Here is a 17,158-nt window from a genome sequence, read left to right as displayed (position 1 = left end):
ACCCCTTTTCTCGTTTCGGAATCTTCCGGACAAGATCAGGGTTTTTTTTCTATTGCAGTCGATCTCGATAAAAAAGCATACTCCGCAATGGTATGCCCGCTACAATTGGGATGAAGAACGAAGTCATACGGTAACCTGTTAAGTTCCTATTCTTTCAACACCTATATAGGACTATTCGAAGGCAGAAAGCCTTCATTTTTTCTGAGAAAATAATTGCGTGAAATACATATTTCACGCAATTTGCATTGTAAGGCACTTTTTCGGTATGATATGAGCAGTTATAGAGCTTGTTTTGGAGTGAAAATTCGAATTTTGACGGAGGTTAACTAACGCTTGGTACATACACAGCATGAGCTGCTTGATAGCTACAGTGATGAATTGGATTTGTTCTCGATCTGGATGAAAAATAACGGGATGACGAAAGCGACGCAACGAGCTTACTTGAGCGATACGACCCAGTTCCTTCATTCGACCTATCCGTCCAAAGTGAAATTGCTAACGAAGATGGATGTCATGAGGTTCATGTCAGCCTGCCGCGAGAGTGGAGCGGGAGACGAAGCGCGAAATAGAAAGTTGTCTGCTCTGCGGGCGTTCTTTAAAGCGCTCATCGAATTAGAGCAGCTTGAAGCTAATCCTGCCGCGCTAATCGCCAAATCCAAGCAGGAGAAAAACAAAATTCCTTCTTACCTTGAGGCAGGTGAGCTGGAAGCTTTCATAAAGAAGCTAGGCGGCAAGCATTATGGCCGCAATCTATGCATCGTGCTGCTCATGGCCTATGCCGGCTTGCGAGTTGGCGAAGTTCACCGCATGAATGTACATGATTTCCAGGCGGACGGATCGATCCATATACTCGGCAAAGGACGCAAATGGCGAGTAATTCCGCTTCCTCAATCGCTCCAAGACGTCATGCGACAAGCGATCGAGGAGAGAGCAGAGGCGAAGCAGGGCAAGGAGCAGCCAATGTTCGTCTCGCAATTCGGCAGACGACTGTCAGTACGGATGATTCAGACCGTAGCTGACGATGCGTTCAAGCAACTCAAGGCAGATATGCCTTCGCTAGCGCCGAAACGAATGTCCAGTCATAAGCTTCGGCATTCGTTCGCGACTATGCAGATTCGCAGCGGCACGGATATTCGAACGTTGCAGGAGCTGCTAGGCCACGCGAGCATTGAAACGACGCAAATCTATACGCATATCGATAATAAGCAGCTGCAAAATGCAATGAATAATATTGCTTCACAAATTCATATCCCTGTATACAAAAGAACATAACTATAATTATGTAAACTTAATGGCATAAAATAAAAAACCGATGCAATTGGCGTCGGTTTTTTATTTTATAGATTGAGATAGTTAACTACATTAATTTATAAACGGTTCGACAATACGTCTCACACGCTCTAGCCCTTCCCACATATCTCCCGGCCCGTCATATATCAGTACATATGCGCCGTCGAACTTCGCTGCTGCCGTAGCTTCAAGGTATTGCACGAAGAGAGGTTCATTCGGAATACCCGCTTCGTCAAAATCGGCTTTCGCATGAATCGACACGCTTCGCGGCGTCGTCCGCGCAATTTCTTCAGCTACTGCATCACCCTTATAGTTGCCGAAGTCGGTAATGAATCCGACTTGATCTCCAGCTAGATTCAATAGCTGCTCACTTGACTGAGCAGTGGAGGTAAGCGCTTTGAAATTCTCTGTAACGACACGTACTCCAAGTGTGGCGCTATAATCTGCGAGTGTTTTCAGCAACTCCGCGGACTGACGAATCGCTTGTTCATTATCCGGTGCTGCTTCGCCGGCCACGATTCGAATCTGCTTGGCGCCGCACTCGGACGCGATGTCGATCCAATCACGCATAAGTTGCAAATCGGCTGTGCGGCGAGCGGCTTCCTCAGAGGTAAGATCGCCGTAGTCCAGCAGCAGCGTATCGAAGGATACTCCTGCTTCCTGGAAGGCTGCTCTTAATTGATGCAAATAAGCGAGACTCGTATCTGGAAAGTGAAAATGACATACTTCAATCGCCTCATAGCCTCGTTCAGCGGCAACTGCAGGCAGTTCTAGCAGCGTATGCACTTGAGGCTGATCTTGAACTTGGGTTTCGTGCCGGCCTTGCTCTGTATCCCATACTGTCCAGCGAAGAGGTCCGAGCATGCGATGCAAGCTCCATGTACTTACTGATAAATAGGACATTGACTCAACCACCTCATCTAGTTATTTTTTCTAAAACAGAACCGAGCTCCGCAAGATGCAGCTAACGGTTCGTGCGTTGCGACAGCCGTTTAGGCTATGAAACATTGAATCTAGCATACCACTTGCAGCCAAAGAATATATGTAGCATTTTTGGCTTTTTCTTATGCGCTTTTCTCATTGCTACTTGGGGTCACCTCGCGAAGCGGAAAAATCGTAATATCCATAAAAATTTATCTTTCACATATTAATGATATGAGCCATTATCAGGAGTTCCGTTAAAGCAAATGCCGAATGCATAGAAGGAGTGGTCAAAATGGAGAAGCTGCTTTACGGAGTCGCTTATTATGATGAATATATGCCTTACGACAGATTGGATCAAGATATCCGCATGATGAAGGAGGCCGGCATCAATATCGTTCGGATCGCCGATTCGACCTGGGGCACTTATGAGCCTCAAAACGGCGTATTTGATTTCTCGTCCGTTGACAAGGTTCTCACGGGAATGTATCTCGCAGGCATTAAAGTCATCGTCGCTACGCCCACTTATGCCGTGCCGACCTGGATGGTGAAGGAACATCCCGAAATTCTGGTGATTACCCCCAAAGAACAAGCAAGGTACGGGCCCCGGCAGAACATGGATATAACGAATCCGACGTACCTATTCTATGCTGAACGGATTATTCGGGAGCTGATCGGATTTGTCCATGACCATCCGGGCGTAATCGGCTACCAAACGGATAATGAGACAAAGCACTACGACACGTCGGGTCCCAATGTTCAGGTTCAGTTCGTTAAGTACATGCGGGAAATGTACGGAACGCTGGATAACATAAACAAGCGCTTCGGACTTGATTACTGGAGCAACCGGATCAACGCTTGGGAGGACTTTCCCTCCGTCATCGGCACGATAAACGGAAGCCTGGGTGCGGAGTTTGCCAAGTTTCAACGAAGGCTCGTCACGGATTTTCTCGCATGGCAAGTGTCCATCGTCAACGAATACAAACGTCCGGGACAGTTCGTTACCCAAAACTTCGACTTTGAATGGCGCGGGTATTCCTATGGCGTCCAACCCGCAGTCAATCATTTTGAAGCATCGAAGCCGTTCGATATCGCAGGCGTGGACATTTACCATCCATCACAGGATGAGCTGACGGGAATCGAAATCTCGTTCGGGGGCGACATAGGGCGCTCCTTGAAAAGACGAAACTATCTCGTCATCGAGACGGAAGCGCAAGCTTTTCCGCAATGGACACCGTATCCCGGCCAGCTGCGGCTTCAGGCGTTCAGCCACCTCGCATCCGGCGCGGATATGGTCGCTTACTGGCATTGGCATTCCATTCACAACTCGTTCGAAACGTTCTGGAAAGGTTTGCTCAGCCATGATTTCGAACCGAATCCGGTGTATGACGAAGCGAAAACAATAGGCAGAGATTTCGACCGGCTGAGCGGGCACTTGCTTCATCTGCGCAAAAGCAACCGTGTCGCTGTCATTGTCAGCAACGAATCTTTGACGGCGTTGGAATGGTTTAAACTGCCGGGCGGAAAATTCTACAACGACGTGGTCAGATGGATATATGACGAGCTTTACAAGCTTAATGTGGAATGCGATTTCATTCAGCCTTCCTGCGATCGGCTGGACGATTACCGGCTTATCGTCGTTCCGGCACTGTACTCCGCGTCAGACGAAGCGCTTGAACGTTTGAACGGTTTCGTGAGAAACGGGGGCCATGTCGTTTATACCTTCAAAAGTGGATTTGCGGACGAAATCGTAAAAGTCCGCACATCTCATCAGCCGGGCATCATTAATGAAGCTTGCGGCATCTATTACAGCATGTTCGTCGAGCCGAAGAGCGTTCGGTTGAAGGATGATCCGTACGGTGTAGGGGAAGAAGCTAACACAGTTGAAACCTGGATGGAGTTGATCACGCCGATAACGGCGGAGGTGCTTGCCTACTACGACCATCCTTATTGGGGGAAGTATGCCGCCGTTACCCGCAACCATTACGGAAGAGGAACAGCTACATATATCGGATGCATGACGAGCGCCGCTATTGTGAACCGGATAATGAAAGACGCCGTTCAAGAGGCCGGCTTGTGGGGCGATAATCAGGTACTCACCTTTCCCATCATCGTAAAGTCGGGGATCAACGCTGCCGGCAACACGATCCGCTACTATTTCAATTATTCCGGCCATCCCGTCACCGTCCGTTACCCGCACGCTGCCGGCCGGGAATTGTTGTCAGACAGTCTTGTCTTCCAAGGGCAAACGCTTGAGATCGAGCCATGGGGTTTCCGGATTGTGATGGCGGCGCCCACTCCAGAATCTGTGTAAATGAACTATGCCTCAAACTGACGTCAGGAGATTAGCGTACGATTATTTCGGTTTCGTGAGGCCCCTACTTCAAGCAAATTATTTGTAAAGAAGGATTGACTTTACTCACTGTACAAAGTACTCTGAAATACAGAGTGATCTATACGAAAGAGGCCGGGGAGGGCTAACGATTGCAATACGTCATTGAATTGGACAACGTACGCAAGCTGTATGGCCGTAAGGTCGCTATACACGGCTTGTCGCTGCAGGTGAAGAAAGGTGAAATTTTCGGGATTGTCGGTCCAAACGGGGCAGGCAAAACAACCTTAATCGAGATCATTGAAGGCTTGCGCAAAGCAGATAGCGGAACAGCGACTGTTCTTGGCCGCAACATTCGTACCGAAGCTTCTGCCGTAAAGCAAAGAATTGGTGTACTGCTGCAATCGACGGCCATTCCCCAAAAGGCGAAGGTAAAAGAAGTATTCGAGCTGTTCGCCTCTTTCTATGACAACAGAATTGATCTTAAGAAGATAAATACTTTCCTGGAGCTTGAGGATAAGCAGAACGCTTATATAAAATCATTGTCAGGCGGTTGGAAGCAGCGAGTATCGCTTGCGCTCGCGCTCATTAACGATCCGGAGATCGTGTTCCTTGATGAGCCAAGCATGGGTCTTGATCCGAATGCGAGGAAAGAAATGTGGGCAATGATCCATCGTCTGCGAAGCGAGGGACGAACAATTGTCGTTACGACGCACTATATGGAAGAAGCCGAGCATCTCTGTGACCGGATAGCTGTTATCGATAAAGGCCGTATCATCGCCCTTGATACGCCTAGACAGCTCATTGCCAAAATAGGCGGAACAAGAACGATACAATTCAAAAACAATGGCTTTGCTGAAGTGCAAAAGCTGCAAGCTTTGCCTTTTATCACGCATGTGGAAATAACAGATCCGCTTATCAAGCTTCAGACTAATGATATCGATCAAACGTTGAAACATTTATACGCCTATGCAGCCGAAGGTGATTGGCTCATTAGCGAGCTGAAGCTGGAGGACGCTTCAATGAATGATGTATTCAACCAATTAACTGCAACTGAAAAGGAGACTGCGTCATGATCGCTTTCGCTAAGCTCGTCAAGTTCGATATGAAGCTTTATTTGCGTGATTGGTTGACCGTCTTCTGGGTGCTAGTTTATCCGATACTTATGCTAGCCATCTTCGGATCGATATTCGGAAATACAACGAGTGAGCCTGGTGGTCTTCGGTATATCGAATCATACGTGCCTGCTTTATGCGTATTAAATGTCATTTCCGTTTCTGTATTCACATTAAATATTAACATCATTACACTTCGTGAAGCAGGTATATTGAGACGATTCCGCGTTAGTCCGGTAAGGAAATCTTCGGTGCTTGCTTCGCATGCGGTTCAAGGTCTATTGCTTGTATTAGCTGGTGCGCTGGAAATTATCCTTGTGGCGAAGCTGTTCTGGAATATTAACATCACGGCATCAGGCCTACTTCTATTGCTGGCTTGCTTGCTATTTGGTTGTATATGCTTTTTCGGACTTGGATTTGCAATGTCGGGGCTGGCGAAGACGCCGGGTGCGGCCAGCGGCTTCGCGATGGTCATTTTCTTCCCGATGCTGTTCTTGTCCGGGGTAGGTATGCCCGTTGAGGCGCTTCCAGAATTCATGCAAGCAGCAAGCGGCTGGTTGCCGATGACTCATTTCGTCGAATTGGCGCAAGGGGTGTGGCAAGGCGGCACGCTTGCTGGTTATGGCCCTGATCTTCTCATTATGGGCGGATTCGGCATCGTCGTTATTGTTCTTGCCTTATTGTTGTTTAAATGGGAGCATTAATACAACTAGGCATGATTCATCATTCCTTTTGAGGAGGAGTTTATGTGAGCAAGCTAGAGGGCGAGCAACAACGCGCCTTACAGGATATTGAGTTTATTAAAGGACTGCTTGCGAGAAATGAACGCAAGCTTGGGGAAGCATCCCCATTCATGTATGTATGGGGTGCTTACTTGACGGTCGGATTCATAGGCATGCATTTCGATCAGAAAGAATGGCCGATATGGTATTGGGGCATTGCGGCAGTCATTTGCGGTGCGATATCCGGAATAATCGGCAGTCGCATGCTGAAGACTCAAGGCGGGGGAGAGGGAGGATTCAGCACTTGGATGTATGTACTGCCCTTCGCTGCAATGTTTGCCGCAGGTAGCTTTATGCTTTTGACGAATATGATTAACACGGATTACACAGCGCTCTTCTGGACGATACTGATTGCATTATCCTATATCGCGATGGGCTCAATGGCAGGCAAAGGCCCGGTCTACTTGGGGTTATGGTTTATCTTGCTAGCCATCGTAACGAGACTACTACTGGACTATCAATACATCGTATTAGGTGTGTTTGGCGGGGGAAGCATTATCGTATTCGGATATTTGCTGCAGCAACGGAGGAAGAGGAATGGGTGACAATATTCTTGATGCCATTGACGATACAATTCATGCGAAGGCACGTCTAGGCATTATGAGTTTGCTTACCGTACACGGAGAATGCGATTTCGTATTTCTGCGCAAAGAGCTGGAACTGACGGAGGGCAATCTTGGCAGCCATATCCGCGTGCTGGAAGAAGCCAACTATATTCAAGTAACGAAATCATTCGAAGGCAAGAAGCCAAAAACGAGTTGTACCGCAACCAAGCTGGGCATCGATCGGTTTCGCGATTATATTGACGGGCTTGAGAAAATTATTCGAATGGCGCAATCGGCGGCAAATTTGAACAAATAGCAATCAAAAGGCTGACAGGATGCATTATGCAATCCTTATCAGCCTTTTGTGTTTCGATGCGTTTATTCGCCTGCAGGGGTTGCGAGAACGACTTTTTTCTTCTCTTCACGCTCTTCAGGCAGCATTCTTGGACAGGCGTAGCATTTATCCCCGTCTACCCTGCAATCGTAGAAGCAGCATGCCGATTTGATCATAAGCGGCTTCTCGGGATGCCAAGGATTATCGATGAAACGCGGGGTATGGACGAATGGATTACGGCTGCGCTTGAACAGCTCGGTGGGCAGTTCCATTAAAATGTTGAAATCATGCTTGAATATCTCGAGCAGCCCCGGGTGTTTGACATAATCCACGACATAATCGAGAACTTCTAGTGCATGGCTTCCAAACTGCGTCCAAATCATTGCCGTCTTCACATTGCCTGCAGCGGCTATCGCTTCAATACCCGGTGTAACGGTGTTCTCTATGTAGGAGGACATTTCATTGTATATAAAAGCTGATCGCGCTTCTCCGTCCGGAATTTGGGCAGAGCGAACTTCGTTGATTCGATAGCCAAGGTGAACATGATCATCATGGTTCTCAAGCTGATAGGTTAAGTTCTCGATAGGAAGATCAAGCGAGCGGTTATGAAGTACGCCAATAAGCAGCTTCGTAATGGCGAGGTTGAAGAATGACATACCCATGAACGAGGAAGCAGTCTTCGTTCCGATCGCTTGCACGAACTCGCCTGTGTATTCAACCGCTTGCTTCGCTTGCTCAAGATCGTAGAACGAAGCTGCGGGCAACGAATAGGATGGATGCTCAGCACCTTCAGGCGAAATATGGAAAAAATACTTGATGAGCGAGAAGTCCAATTCGGTCGTCATCGAAAACCCTCCTATGATTGGAAGTGATAATAATTTTCAATTAGATAACTCAATCATTATAGGAGCAGCTTTAGATGTCTGTCAAGCAACGAATATCGTTAACTAAAACACATCGTCCTCAAGGAAGTCGAAAGAGTTGTTTCTGTTCCGGATTCATTGTCTGACGATAATGGGAAGGCGATGCGCCTTTTACTTTTTTGAACATTTTCGAGAAAAGCAGCGGGTCTTGGTATCCGACGGAATGAGCGATCTCTGACACAGTCAGCTCAGGGTTTACCATCAGCTCACTTGCTTTGTCCATCCGAAGTTGAAGGAGATAAGCCTGTGGCGACTGTAAATCCAGCTCTTTGAATAAGGCGGACAAGTAAATGCGATCAATGCCGATTCGACTCGCTAGATCAGTTATGCTGAGCTTTTTGGAATAATTGGCTTTCATATATTCGGTTGCTTTCCGTACATACTTCTCCTTCGCCTTGAGTACAGGCTGTTGACCGATCGGCACAAGCAGTTCCTCGAGCCAGTTCGCCACAATGAGATAAAGCAGGCTATGGATCATAAGGCTTCCGTTGCGTTCCATCGCATGGGCGGCATCCAATTGATCGTGCCAAATGTCGAACCACTTGGAATTGGATAGTTCAAATACAGGACTGTCTATCGTAAGATGCGCTTGAGCAAGAAGCGACTCCACACATTCTCCGTGAAAAGCGAGCCAGGAATGTGTCCAAGGTTCATTTTCATCCGCTTTCATATAAAGAAGCATATCCGGATAAACGACGAAGCCTTGACCTTCATGCAAATGATGAAGCTTCCCGTTAAGCGAATAAGTGCCGCGGCCTTCATGCACGAAAACGAGCTTATAGCTATCCTTCACGCCAGGTCCCCACGTATAGCCGGGCTCACACGATTCCTTGCCGCTATAGAAATAAGTCAGATCCATTCGTTCGATCAATGGTTATCAGCTCCGTAGTTTTATAGATAATTATGATGTCATGACAACTTGCATTATGCCATATAGATCTTGCTTGTCGACATTCCAATGTCTTGTCTTTATAAGTATACTTTGAAATGTCGACAAAATCACCGTATTCATTATTGCATAGCAATTATTCGCAACGAACAGTAGAAGAGGAGCTGGAATCATGACATACAGAGCAAGCAGCGACCGGTATAACGAAATGGAATATAAGCGCAGCGGCAGAAGCGGCCTTAAGCTGCCGGCTTTGTCCCTTGGCCTATGGCAGAACTTCGGCGGCAACCAGCCGCTAGAAAATTCAAGAGCGATGGTAACACGCGCGTTCGATCTGGGCATCACGCACTTCGACCTTGCGAACAATTATGGCCCGCCGGCAGGATCGGCCGAAGAGACGTTCGGCAGCATCTATAAGAAGGATCTTGTGCCATACCGAGATGAAATGCTTATATCGACAAAAGCAGGCTATTACATGTGGGAAGGTCCATACGGAGAATGGGGTTCGCGCAAAAATCTGCTGGCCAGCCTTGATCGCAGCTTGCAGCGAATGGGGCTTGAATACGTTGATATTTTCTATTCGCATCGTCCCGATCCGGAAACGCCGCTTGAAGAAACGATGGGTGCGCTGGATTATGCGGTAAGATCCGGCAAAGCGCTATATGTCGGTCTTTCCAATTACAGCGCGGAACAGACGCAGCAAGCGATAGATATATTGAAACGTTTGGGAACGCCTTGTCTTATTCACCAACCGAACTATTCGATGCTTAACCGTTGGATCGAGGACGGTTTGCAGGACATTTTGCAAACGGAGGGTGTAGGCTCGATTGCATATTGTCCGCTTGGCAGAGGCCAGTTGACGAACAAATACGTCGACCGTATCGAGCTAGAGTCGAAGTCGCCGGAAGCGAGCAGCCTTAAACCGGCAGCATTGACGCCAGAGCGCGTACAGAAGTTCCGTGCGCTTGAGCAACTTGCAGCAGGCCGCGGTCAGACATTATCCCAGCTCGCTTTGAACTGGATACTTCGTGAAGGCGGCGTTACATCGGCGTTAATCGGTGTCAGCCGTGTCAGCCAGATTGAGGAGAACGTCAAGGCGCTTTCGTTTGCGCCGCTAACGGCGGACGAGCTGGCCGAGATTGATCGCATCATGCACAATATCGGAGATGTACCTTGGTAATAATATAAAAACAATAGGCAGCTATACGCCCTTGCGCAATCATACTTATGAGCGCATGCGGCGCCATAGCTGCCTTTTTTATTAAGGGTGTACATGATGATGACTTGCAATAGCAAGAAAGGCTTGCGCTTGCTGAGATAACTTCTCTCCCTCGCGATAATAGATGGCAATAGGGTTAACCGCGTGGTTGCCGCTTACGTGAACAAGTGCCACATCGCCGCGCTGCACATCCTCCCGCACTTCCGAGGCAGAGGCGAATAGGAGGCCGACTCCCGCCTTGACCGCACGAACCGCTTCATTCATCCCATTCCATTGTACTGCAGCACGAGGTGGATCGATATTAGCCGACTTGCATAATGCCAGCAGCATCTCGCGTGTACGGCTGCCTTCCTCACGCATAATGAAAGGTTCACGCATCACTTCAGCAAGCGTTAACTCTCGTTTATTCGCAAGCGCGTGGCCTTTAGGAGCAACGAACCACATCGGATCCTCGAAGAGTAGGCTGCGGAGAATCCCAGGTGCGGTCTCGATACCGCCGCCGATGATGGCGAGATCAGCTTCATAGCGGGATAGCCGTAACATCGTTTCTTGCGCATTTGCCGTTTGGAGCAGAACTTGCACGCCTTGACGATCCTGCTTGAAGGAAGCAATCCAATGAGGGAGCAGGAAGTTTGCAGGCAAGTAGGTTGCCGCAATACGAAGCTTGCCGGTCACGCCTGACTTTAAATCGATTAAAGAGCGGTCAATCTCACTCTCCAACGCAAAAAGTCGGCTAGCTTGTTCGGCGACGAATTGTCCCGCTTCCGTAAGCATCACACCTCTGCCTTTGGGCAGTAGCAGCTGCATTCCGATCTCTTTCTCAAGATTACGAATTTGCATGGTAACGGCAGGCTGGCTGATGCGCAGCAGCTCCGCTGCGCGGGTGACGCTTCCTTCCTGAGCAACGGTATGGAACAGTTTAAGCGCGTGAAGATTCAATTTTACGTCCTCCTTTATTTAAAGTATAAATATAATTTATGTTAATCTAATAAATATGTATTATTTTTATGAATCAATATCGTTTATTGTAAGCCTCAAGAGAAGAAGCTGCAAGCCGTTCTTCATCTATAAAGAGGAGGCGTTATGATGAAGCTATGTTGTTCAGAGTGCTCGTTGGAATGGGATCTGTATAAACCTCGGACAAGATGCAGCTGTGGTGGTTTATTGCAGATTGAACAGAATCTAGCAGGGCTAGACAGTGATTATTTAAAGGCTTTATTCCACGAACGTTTATCGGATCGAATGTCTCCGTATGCAGGCGGCGTATGGCGTTACAAGGAGCTTATACATCCTGTGTTGCCAACCCAGCATATTATCACCAAATATGAGGGCAATACCGGCTTGTATCAATCAGCAGCGGCAGCGAAATATGCGGGGATTAGAAGCGTATGGCTGAAAGCCTTAAGCGAGAATCCGAGCGGCTCGTTCAAGGATAACGGAATGACGGTTGCGGTATCGCATGGCAGCTGGCTTGGCATGAACCGATTCGCGTGCTCATCGACCGGCAATACATCGGCTTCACTTGCGATGTATGCAGCTATTGCCGGGAGCGAGGCGTATGTTTATTTGCCCGATGTTGGAGTTGCCGCGAGTAAAATAAGCCAAACGATTGCTTATGGCGGCAAGCTCGTTCGCTTTCAGGGCACCTATGACGATGGACTCGTTTATTTGGAGCAGCATGCCGATGAGCTTGGGATGTATGTATGCAATTCAGTGAACCCGTTCCGAATCGAAGGACAAAAAAGCATCGTGTTCGAAATTGCCCAATATTTGAACTGGGAGCTGCCAGATTGGATCGTACTGCCTGGCGGGGCTCTAAGCAATACCTCTGCCTTAGGCAAAGGGCTGGAGGAGCTGAAGCTGCTCGGCTTCATCCGGAAAGTGCCTCGCGTAGCAGTCGTGCAAGCGGAAGGAGCGAGCCCGTTCCACCGTATGGTTGAACAGAAAGCAGACACTCTCGTTGCTTGTTCGGAGCCGAAGACGGAAGCGAGCGCGCTCAATATCGGTAATCCGCCAAGCTGGCGCAAGGCGCTTCGAACACTAAACTTCACGAGCGGAGTAACGGTATCGGTCACGGACGAACAGATTTTTGACGCGAAAGCGGTCATTGATCGTTCTGGAATCGGCTGTGAGCCCGCATCGGCCGCTACGCTGGCCGGATTGAAGCAGCTCACTGCGAATGGCATCATCGACAAGGATGAAACGGCGGTCTGTTTGTTGACCGGTCATCTGCTCAAAGACATTAACGCCTTGAAACGATACGACCATTAAACGATATACGAACAATTGTTCTCGTGGGCGAAAAATGGCATATTCGTAAATAAAGCAAGCATATAGATGAAAGGACCCGGACGGTCGTGAACGTTCGGGTTATTGCGTTGCGGCAGGAAATGAAGCAACTTTTGTGGAAGTATAGGGAAATCCAATTTAGACAAGCGAGGGGAAATATGATCGCATTAACTGAAGCCTATATCGATTCTTTAGCGCTGAACGCGGCCTCGATTAAGAATGGCAAGGACCTCGTTCGCAAAAATAGTTTTCCGCTGTTGAACCGTACCGAAGATGATACGCTTCTGTTCGGGGAATGCAAAGGCAGCGGCAAAGAGCCTTATCGCTGTTCCGCAGACTTTATCGTTCCCGATCAGCCCGTGTTTCGCTGTTCCTGTCCGAGCAGGCAGTTTCCTTGCAAACATATCCTTGGTCTGCTGTACGCAGCTGCAGGCGGTCAGACCTTCCATGTGGCAGACATCCCAAGCGATATTGCCGAGAAGCGGGAGAAGGCAGAGAAACGCGAGGAGAAGAAGAAAGAGTCCGCTGAAGCGGGAGATGCCGCGCCTCCTAAGCGGAAGGTAAATAAGTCCGCGCTGGCCAAGAAGCTGGCCGCTCAGCTTGAAGGCATCGAGCTGACCGAGAAGCTGCTGAAGCAATTAGTTACGACGGGCTTAGCGGCAGCAGACGCGAGGACGTTGCGACAATATGAAGAGCAAGCGAAGCAGCTAGGCAATTCGTTTGTACCTGGGCTGCAAGCGTCGTTCCGCGAGCTGGTCGAATGTCTTCGATCGGAGAAGAGCGCCGCCTCCGGTTACATAGAAGCGGCCGAGCTGCTAACTTCGCTTTATGCGTTGTTGAAGCGGGGCCGAGATTATTTGACTGCAAAAATCGGCGATCCCGAGCTTGCAATGAATACCGATAGCGCGATCGAGGAGAAGATCGGGCATGCGTGGCAGTTCGCGGAGCTGAGAGAAGCTGGGCAAGTAAGTGAACAGGCGGAGCTCATGCAGCTAAGTTTCCGCTCTTATACCGACGCTTCCCGCGGCGAATTTGTCGACGAAGGATACTGGATACAGCTGAATGATGGGCAGTTGGTAGCGACTAGAACCTATCGGCCGTTCCGAGCTGCGAAGTTCATTAAGGAAGACGATTCGTACTTCCACATTGTTCAGACGAAGGAGCTGGCCGTCTACCCGGGGGAATGGAATCGCAGGGCAAGATGGGAAGATATGACGCTTCGCGAGACGTCTGCCGAGGATCGGCAAGCGGTTCGTAAGCATGCAGTCAAATCGTACCCCGATGCTATAAAAACGATCAAAAACGTACTGAAAAATCCGCTATCGGACAAAAACCCGGTTATGCTGCTGCATGCCGCTAGAATCGGCCAGACGAACGAAGGTTATGCGATGGAGGATGAGCAAGGCAAGCGAATAGCATTAAGCCAAATCGATGCAATCGGACAGTCCACTTTGCATTCTCTGCCTTTTCTTCATGAGGGAAGCTTAACGGACTGCGCCGTTCTCGTAATGTTCGAGGATCGACTGGATTCAGGCCGTCTGCATGCGCAGCCTTTAGCGCTAATTAACGAAGAAGAAACCATTCGTTTGCTATATTAATTCATTTCATTTACAGGCAAAGGAGTTAACGATGAGCATACCCTTATTACGCGAGCTTCATGAGGACCTGAGGCGTTTATTAATAGCAGGCGCATCGTTGGCGCCTAACGATTTGCGGCTGCAAGCGATGCTGCCCAAGCTGGAGCGGCTCGGAGAAGCTGCGCCGGTATTCAAAAAAGTAGGCGAAGCGGTAAGCGAAGTCGTACGTGCAACGCCAGATCAAGCGGCAACGAAGCTGCTGGATCTATCGGTTCTGCTCCATGCGATCTTGCATACGCAAGGATCAACGGAAACGGCAGGAGAACTGCGTTCGATCGGTTTGACAGATTCTAATGCATCAGCGCCTACTCATATTTCGTATCGCAAGCTGCAACCGGTCATCGATGCCTTGACGCAAACCGGATCAGGCCGTCTGGAGGTCATTCGACAAGCGAATGCCGATGGCGTTTTTACGGACATGAGAACGTTTGTTCCTGCCATGACTGCGCTTGAGGATTCCTATTCGGAAATTGCCGAATATGTGGCAGAGGAAGTACTGCCGAAGATCGGTCAACGTATATTGCCTGTGCTGCATGCAAGCTTCAACTTTGAAGGCGGAAGCGGAGACGCTCGCAAGCTGACTGCAATTTATCGGTTAACGGCCGAGGAAGAGAAAGCAGCCGCGAAAGAGCTTATCCGCAAGTCAGCTTTTAACGGCTCGCTCCCTGTACGCATTTCGGCGCTTCGACTCGCTGCTGACGATGCCGATTTCGAGGATAAGCTGCTGGAGCTGTCGTATGACCGAAAGAAAGAGATTCGAAGCGCAGCTTTGCTTGCTTTATCGGGTAGCGACAGCGAGCAGGCTTTGGAGCGGTTAATGGAAGCGCTCATGAAAAAAGACACGGCCATTGCGGCAGAACCGATACGCAGAAGTGTTAACCCTAAGCTGAAGGAGCGCGTGCTTGCGTTCGGCGAAGAGCTGCTCGGCACGATGGCGACTGATTGTAAGAGCGCAAGCTGGCTGGAGCGAATGATAGCCGTTCTTGGAGGTTTGCGATCGCCGGGTCAACATGCAGCCGAACGGTATTTTCTCATGCGGTTGCTTCATGATGATGCAATTGATGTCATGGAAACATCGAGGATTCAGAGCGAGACAGCCGAGGCGCTGCTGGAATCGAAGCATCCTGAGGCTCTCTTATTCCTTCAAGAGCTTAGACATAAGCGGCCGAACCTGCTTGGCTACTCGTTCAAAGCCGCGGTCAGACTTGAACAGCCTGCGGATGTGTATGAGGCCTATAAGCCTTATTTGGATGATCGCAAAGGAGCAGCCGCAAAGCAGCTGCTGCAAGTGTTCTACGAATGGGTACCGGGTCCGCTGTATGAATTCCGTAATCCATGGGAAAGAGACGAGTCTGAGGCTCTAGTTTCATGGGATAGCCGTTGGGTACACCGTTTGGTGAAAATGAACGAAGAAGATCTCGTCGCGAGACTTGCGGTAAAACCGGATCAGGAAGTCGTTGATTATTTGCTGTATAAGGCGAAAGTCAATCCTAATATCGCAACCTATCGCACAACCACCATCTTGCTTGCGCTTGTCCGTCTTGGCAATGAGCAGGCGCCGGAGCTCATACTGAGCACGATTGAAAAAGCGAAGCCTAAGCACATCTATTATTTAGAAGAAGAGATTAGCTTCTTGTGCGCATCGATCCCAAGCCGGTACGCAGATCGACTGCGATTGACTGTGGATCGCTTCTACTACGAAGAAACGCGCAATAAGCTGCTGGAGCTGGCTGACCTTGTTGCTGCTAAGAAGGAAGAGGAATCAACCAAAGGAGCGGGATTGCTATCATGGATCAAAAGCATAGTACGTTAAGACTGCCGGCAGAAAAGCTATACGCGCATGAGCTTGAAGCGCTTCGGGCATCGGATAAGGGGGAGCGCCCCGAAGGGTGGCAATTATCGCCGCGCGCCGTTTTAACCTTTATTATCGGAGGAGAAGCGGGCGGTACGGTAATCACGCCGAAGTATATCGGCAATCAGCGCCTCGTCGAGATTGCGATAGCGACACTGTTGACGGATCGGGCGCTGCTACTCATTGGCGAACCTGGAACGGCCAAATCCTGGTTGTCGGAAAACTTGACGGCCGCCATACACGGCGATTCGTCGAAGGTCATTCAAGGTACGGCGGGAACGAGCGAGGAGCAAATCCGATATTCTTGGAACTACGCCATGCTGCTTGCTAATGGGCCTTCGACTGAGGCTATCGTGAAGAGCCCGATCTACAGGGCGATGGAGACTGGCGGTATCGCCCGCTTCGAAGAAATTTCCCGCTGCGCCTCGGAAGTGCAGGACGCGCTTATTTCCATCTTATCGGAGAAGACGATTACCGTCCCCGAGCTTGGCAGCGAGGTTCCTGCGTCGCGCGGATTCTCGATCATCGCAACGGCGAATACGCGTGACCGAGGCGTTAACGATATGTCTGCCGCGCTTAAGCGCAGGTTCAATATTATTGTTCTTCCTGCTCCAGCCGATCTGGACACGGAGATCGATATCGTTCGCAAGCGGGTTAGCGAGATTGCGGCCAATTACCGGCTTGGCGATGCATTGCCAACGGAAGCGGCGGTGAATAAGGTTGTTACGATCTTCCGCGAGCTGCGCGCAGGCATGACGATCGACGGCAAGGAGAAGATTAAGCAGCCAAGCGGCGCGATCTCAACCGCCGAGGCGATCTCCTTGCTCGTGAACAGCATGGCGCTCGCTTCCAGCTTCGGCGGCGGAAGCGTATCTGATGAAGACTTGGCCGCGGGTCTGCTCGGCGCAGTCGTCAAGGATGACGGCAAAGACGATGCCGTGTGGAAGGAATATCTGGAGAACGTGATGAAGAAACGCGGTTCGGAGTGGCGTGGCCTGTACAATGCTTGCCGTGAGCTTAGCTCGTGAGC

15 protein-coding genes are annotated in these 17,158 nt (G+C 49.5%); 11 read left to right on the top strand and 4 right to left on the bottom strand.

Annotated features, from left to right (window positions below):
- Positions 1-333 precede the first annotated feature (333 nt).
- Positions 334-1,272 (top strand): tyrosine-type recombinase/integrase, encoded by a 939-nt coding sequence (locus V8F51_RS16290; RefSeq protein WP_337101346.1) that lies wholly within the window; start codon positions 334-336, stop codon positions 1,270-1,272.
- A gap of 90 nt (positions 1,273-1,362) precedes the next feature.
- Here the strand turns inward: V8F51_RS16290 and V8F51_RS16285 are convergent, their stop codons facing one another.
- Positions 1,363-2,193 (bottom strand): sugar phosphate isomerase/epimerase family protein, encoded by an 831-nt coding sequence (locus V8F51_RS16285; RefSeq protein WP_337101345.1) that lies wholly within the window; start codon positions 2,191-2,193, stop codon positions 1,363-1,365.
- Positions 2,194-2,506: 313 nt separating this feature from the next.
- Between V8F51_RS16285 and V8F51_RS16280 the strand changes: the two genes are divergently transcribed.
- The 5 genes from V8F51_RS16280 (at position 2,507) to V8F51_RS16260 (ending at position 7,301) form a co-directional block, all read left to right on the top strand.
- Complete coding sequence (locus tag V8F51_RS16280; protein ID WP_337101344.1) at positions 2,507-4,525, top strand: beta-galactosidase; 2,019 nt, start codon at positions 2,507-2,509, stop codon at positions 4,523-4,525.
- A gap of 170 nt (positions 4,526-4,695) precedes the next feature.
- Entirely contained in the window at positions 4,696-5,619 is a 924-nt protein-coding gene (locus V8F51_RS16275; RefSeq protein WP_337101343.1) for an ABC transporter ATP-binding protein, read from the top strand.
- Positions 5,616-6,362 (top strand): ABC transporter permease, encoded by a 747-nt coding sequence (locus V8F51_RS16270; protein ID WP_337101342.1) that lies wholly within the window; start codon positions 5,616-5,618, stop codon positions 6,360-6,362. The genes V8F51_RS16275 and V8F51_RS16270 overlap by 4 nt, the downstream gene beginning before the upstream one ends.
- Positions 6,363-6,406: 44 nt before the next feature.
- Positions 6,407-6,985: a hypothetical protein gene (locus tag V8F51_RS16265; protein WP_337101341.1), complete on the top strand. Its 579-nt coding sequence runs from the start codon at positions 6,407-6,409 to the stop codon at positions 6,983-6,985.
- Entirely contained in the window at positions 6,978-7,301 is a 324-nt protein-coding gene (locus V8F51_RS16260; RefSeq protein ID WP_337101340.1) for a winged helix-turn-helix domain-containing protein, read from the top strand. The genes V8F51_RS16265 and V8F51_RS16260 overlap by 8 nt, the downstream gene beginning before the upstream one ends.
- Before the next feature lie 62 nt (positions 7,302-7,363).
- On the opposite strand, the gene V8F51_RS16255 is transcribed toward V8F51_RS16260, so the two are convergent.
- A complete protein-coding gene (locus tag V8F51_RS16255) occupies positions 7,364-8,164 on the bottom strand; it encodes a hypothetical protein (protein WP_337101339.1) in 801 nt (266 codons plus the stop codon).
- A 118-nt stretch (positions 8,165-8,282) separates the two neighbouring features.
- On the bottom strand, positions 8,283-9,113 hold the full coding sequence (locus tag V8F51_RS16250) for an AraC family transcriptional regulator (protein WP_337101338.1): 831 nt from the start codon (positions 9,111-9,113) through the stop codon (positions 8,283-8,285).
- A 190-nt stretch (positions 9,114-9,303) separates the two neighbouring features.
- On the opposite strand from V8F51_RS16250, the gene V8F51_RS16245 reads away from it, so the two are divergent.
- The gene (locus V8F51_RS16245) at positions 9,304-10,311 is read left to right on the top strand and encodes an aldo/keto reductase (RefSeq protein ID WP_337101337.1); all 1,008 of its coding nucleotides are present in this window, start codon (positions 9,304-9,306) and stop codon (positions 10,309-10,311) included.
- 81 nt (positions 10,312-10,392) lie between these two features.
- Here V8F51_RS16245 and V8F51_RS16240 read toward each other — a convergent pair whose 3' ends face one another.
- Positions 10,393-11,289: a LysR family transcriptional regulator gene (locus V8F51_RS16240; RefSeq protein ID WP_337101336.1), complete on the bottom strand. Its 897-nt coding sequence runs from the start codon at positions 11,287-11,289 to the stop codon at positions 10,393-10,395.
- A gap of 147 nt (positions 11,290-11,436) precedes the next feature.
- Here V8F51_RS16240 and thrC point away from each other — a divergent pair, with 147 nt between their 5' ends.
- The 4 genes from thrC (at position 11,437) to V8F51_RS16220 (ending at position 17,156) form a co-directional block, all read left to right on the top strand.
- Positions 11,437-12,621 (top strand): threonine synthase, encoded by a 1,185-nt coding sequence (gene thrC / locus V8F51_RS16235; protein ID WP_337101335.1) that lies wholly within the window; start codon positions 11,437-11,439, stop codon positions 12,619-12,621.
- A gap of 119 nt (positions 12,622-12,740) precedes the next feature.
- A complete protein-coding gene (locus V8F51_RS16230) occupies positions 12,741-14,237 on the top strand; it encodes an SWIM zinc finger family protein (protein WP_337101334.1) in 1,497 nt (498 codons plus the stop codon).
- A gap of 31 nt (positions 14,238-14,268) precedes the next feature.
- Positions 14,269-16,089, top strand: a complete 1,821-nt coding sequence (locus V8F51_RS16225) for a hypothetical protein (RefSeq protein ID WP_337101333.1) — start codon at positions 14,269-14,271, stop codon at positions 16,087-16,089.
- The gene (locus V8F51_RS16220; protein ID WP_337101332.1) at positions 16,065-17,156 is read left to right on the top strand and encodes an ATP-binding protein; all 1,092 of its coding nucleotides are present in this window, start codon (positions 16,065-16,067) and stop codon (positions 17,154-17,156) included. The genes V8F51_RS16225 and V8F51_RS16220 overlap by 25 nt, the downstream gene beginning before the upstream one ends.
- Positions 17,157-17,158 lie beyond the last annotated feature (2 nt).

It is taken from the genome of Paenibacillus sp. YIM B09110 (assembly GCF_037167145.1).
Taxonomy (GTDB): Bacteria; Bacillota; Bacilli; order Paenibacillales; family Paenibacillaceae; genus Pristimantibacillus.
The sequence above is the reverse complement of the archived record's forward strand: the minus strand, read 5'-3'. Positions and strand labels throughout refer to the sequence as shown.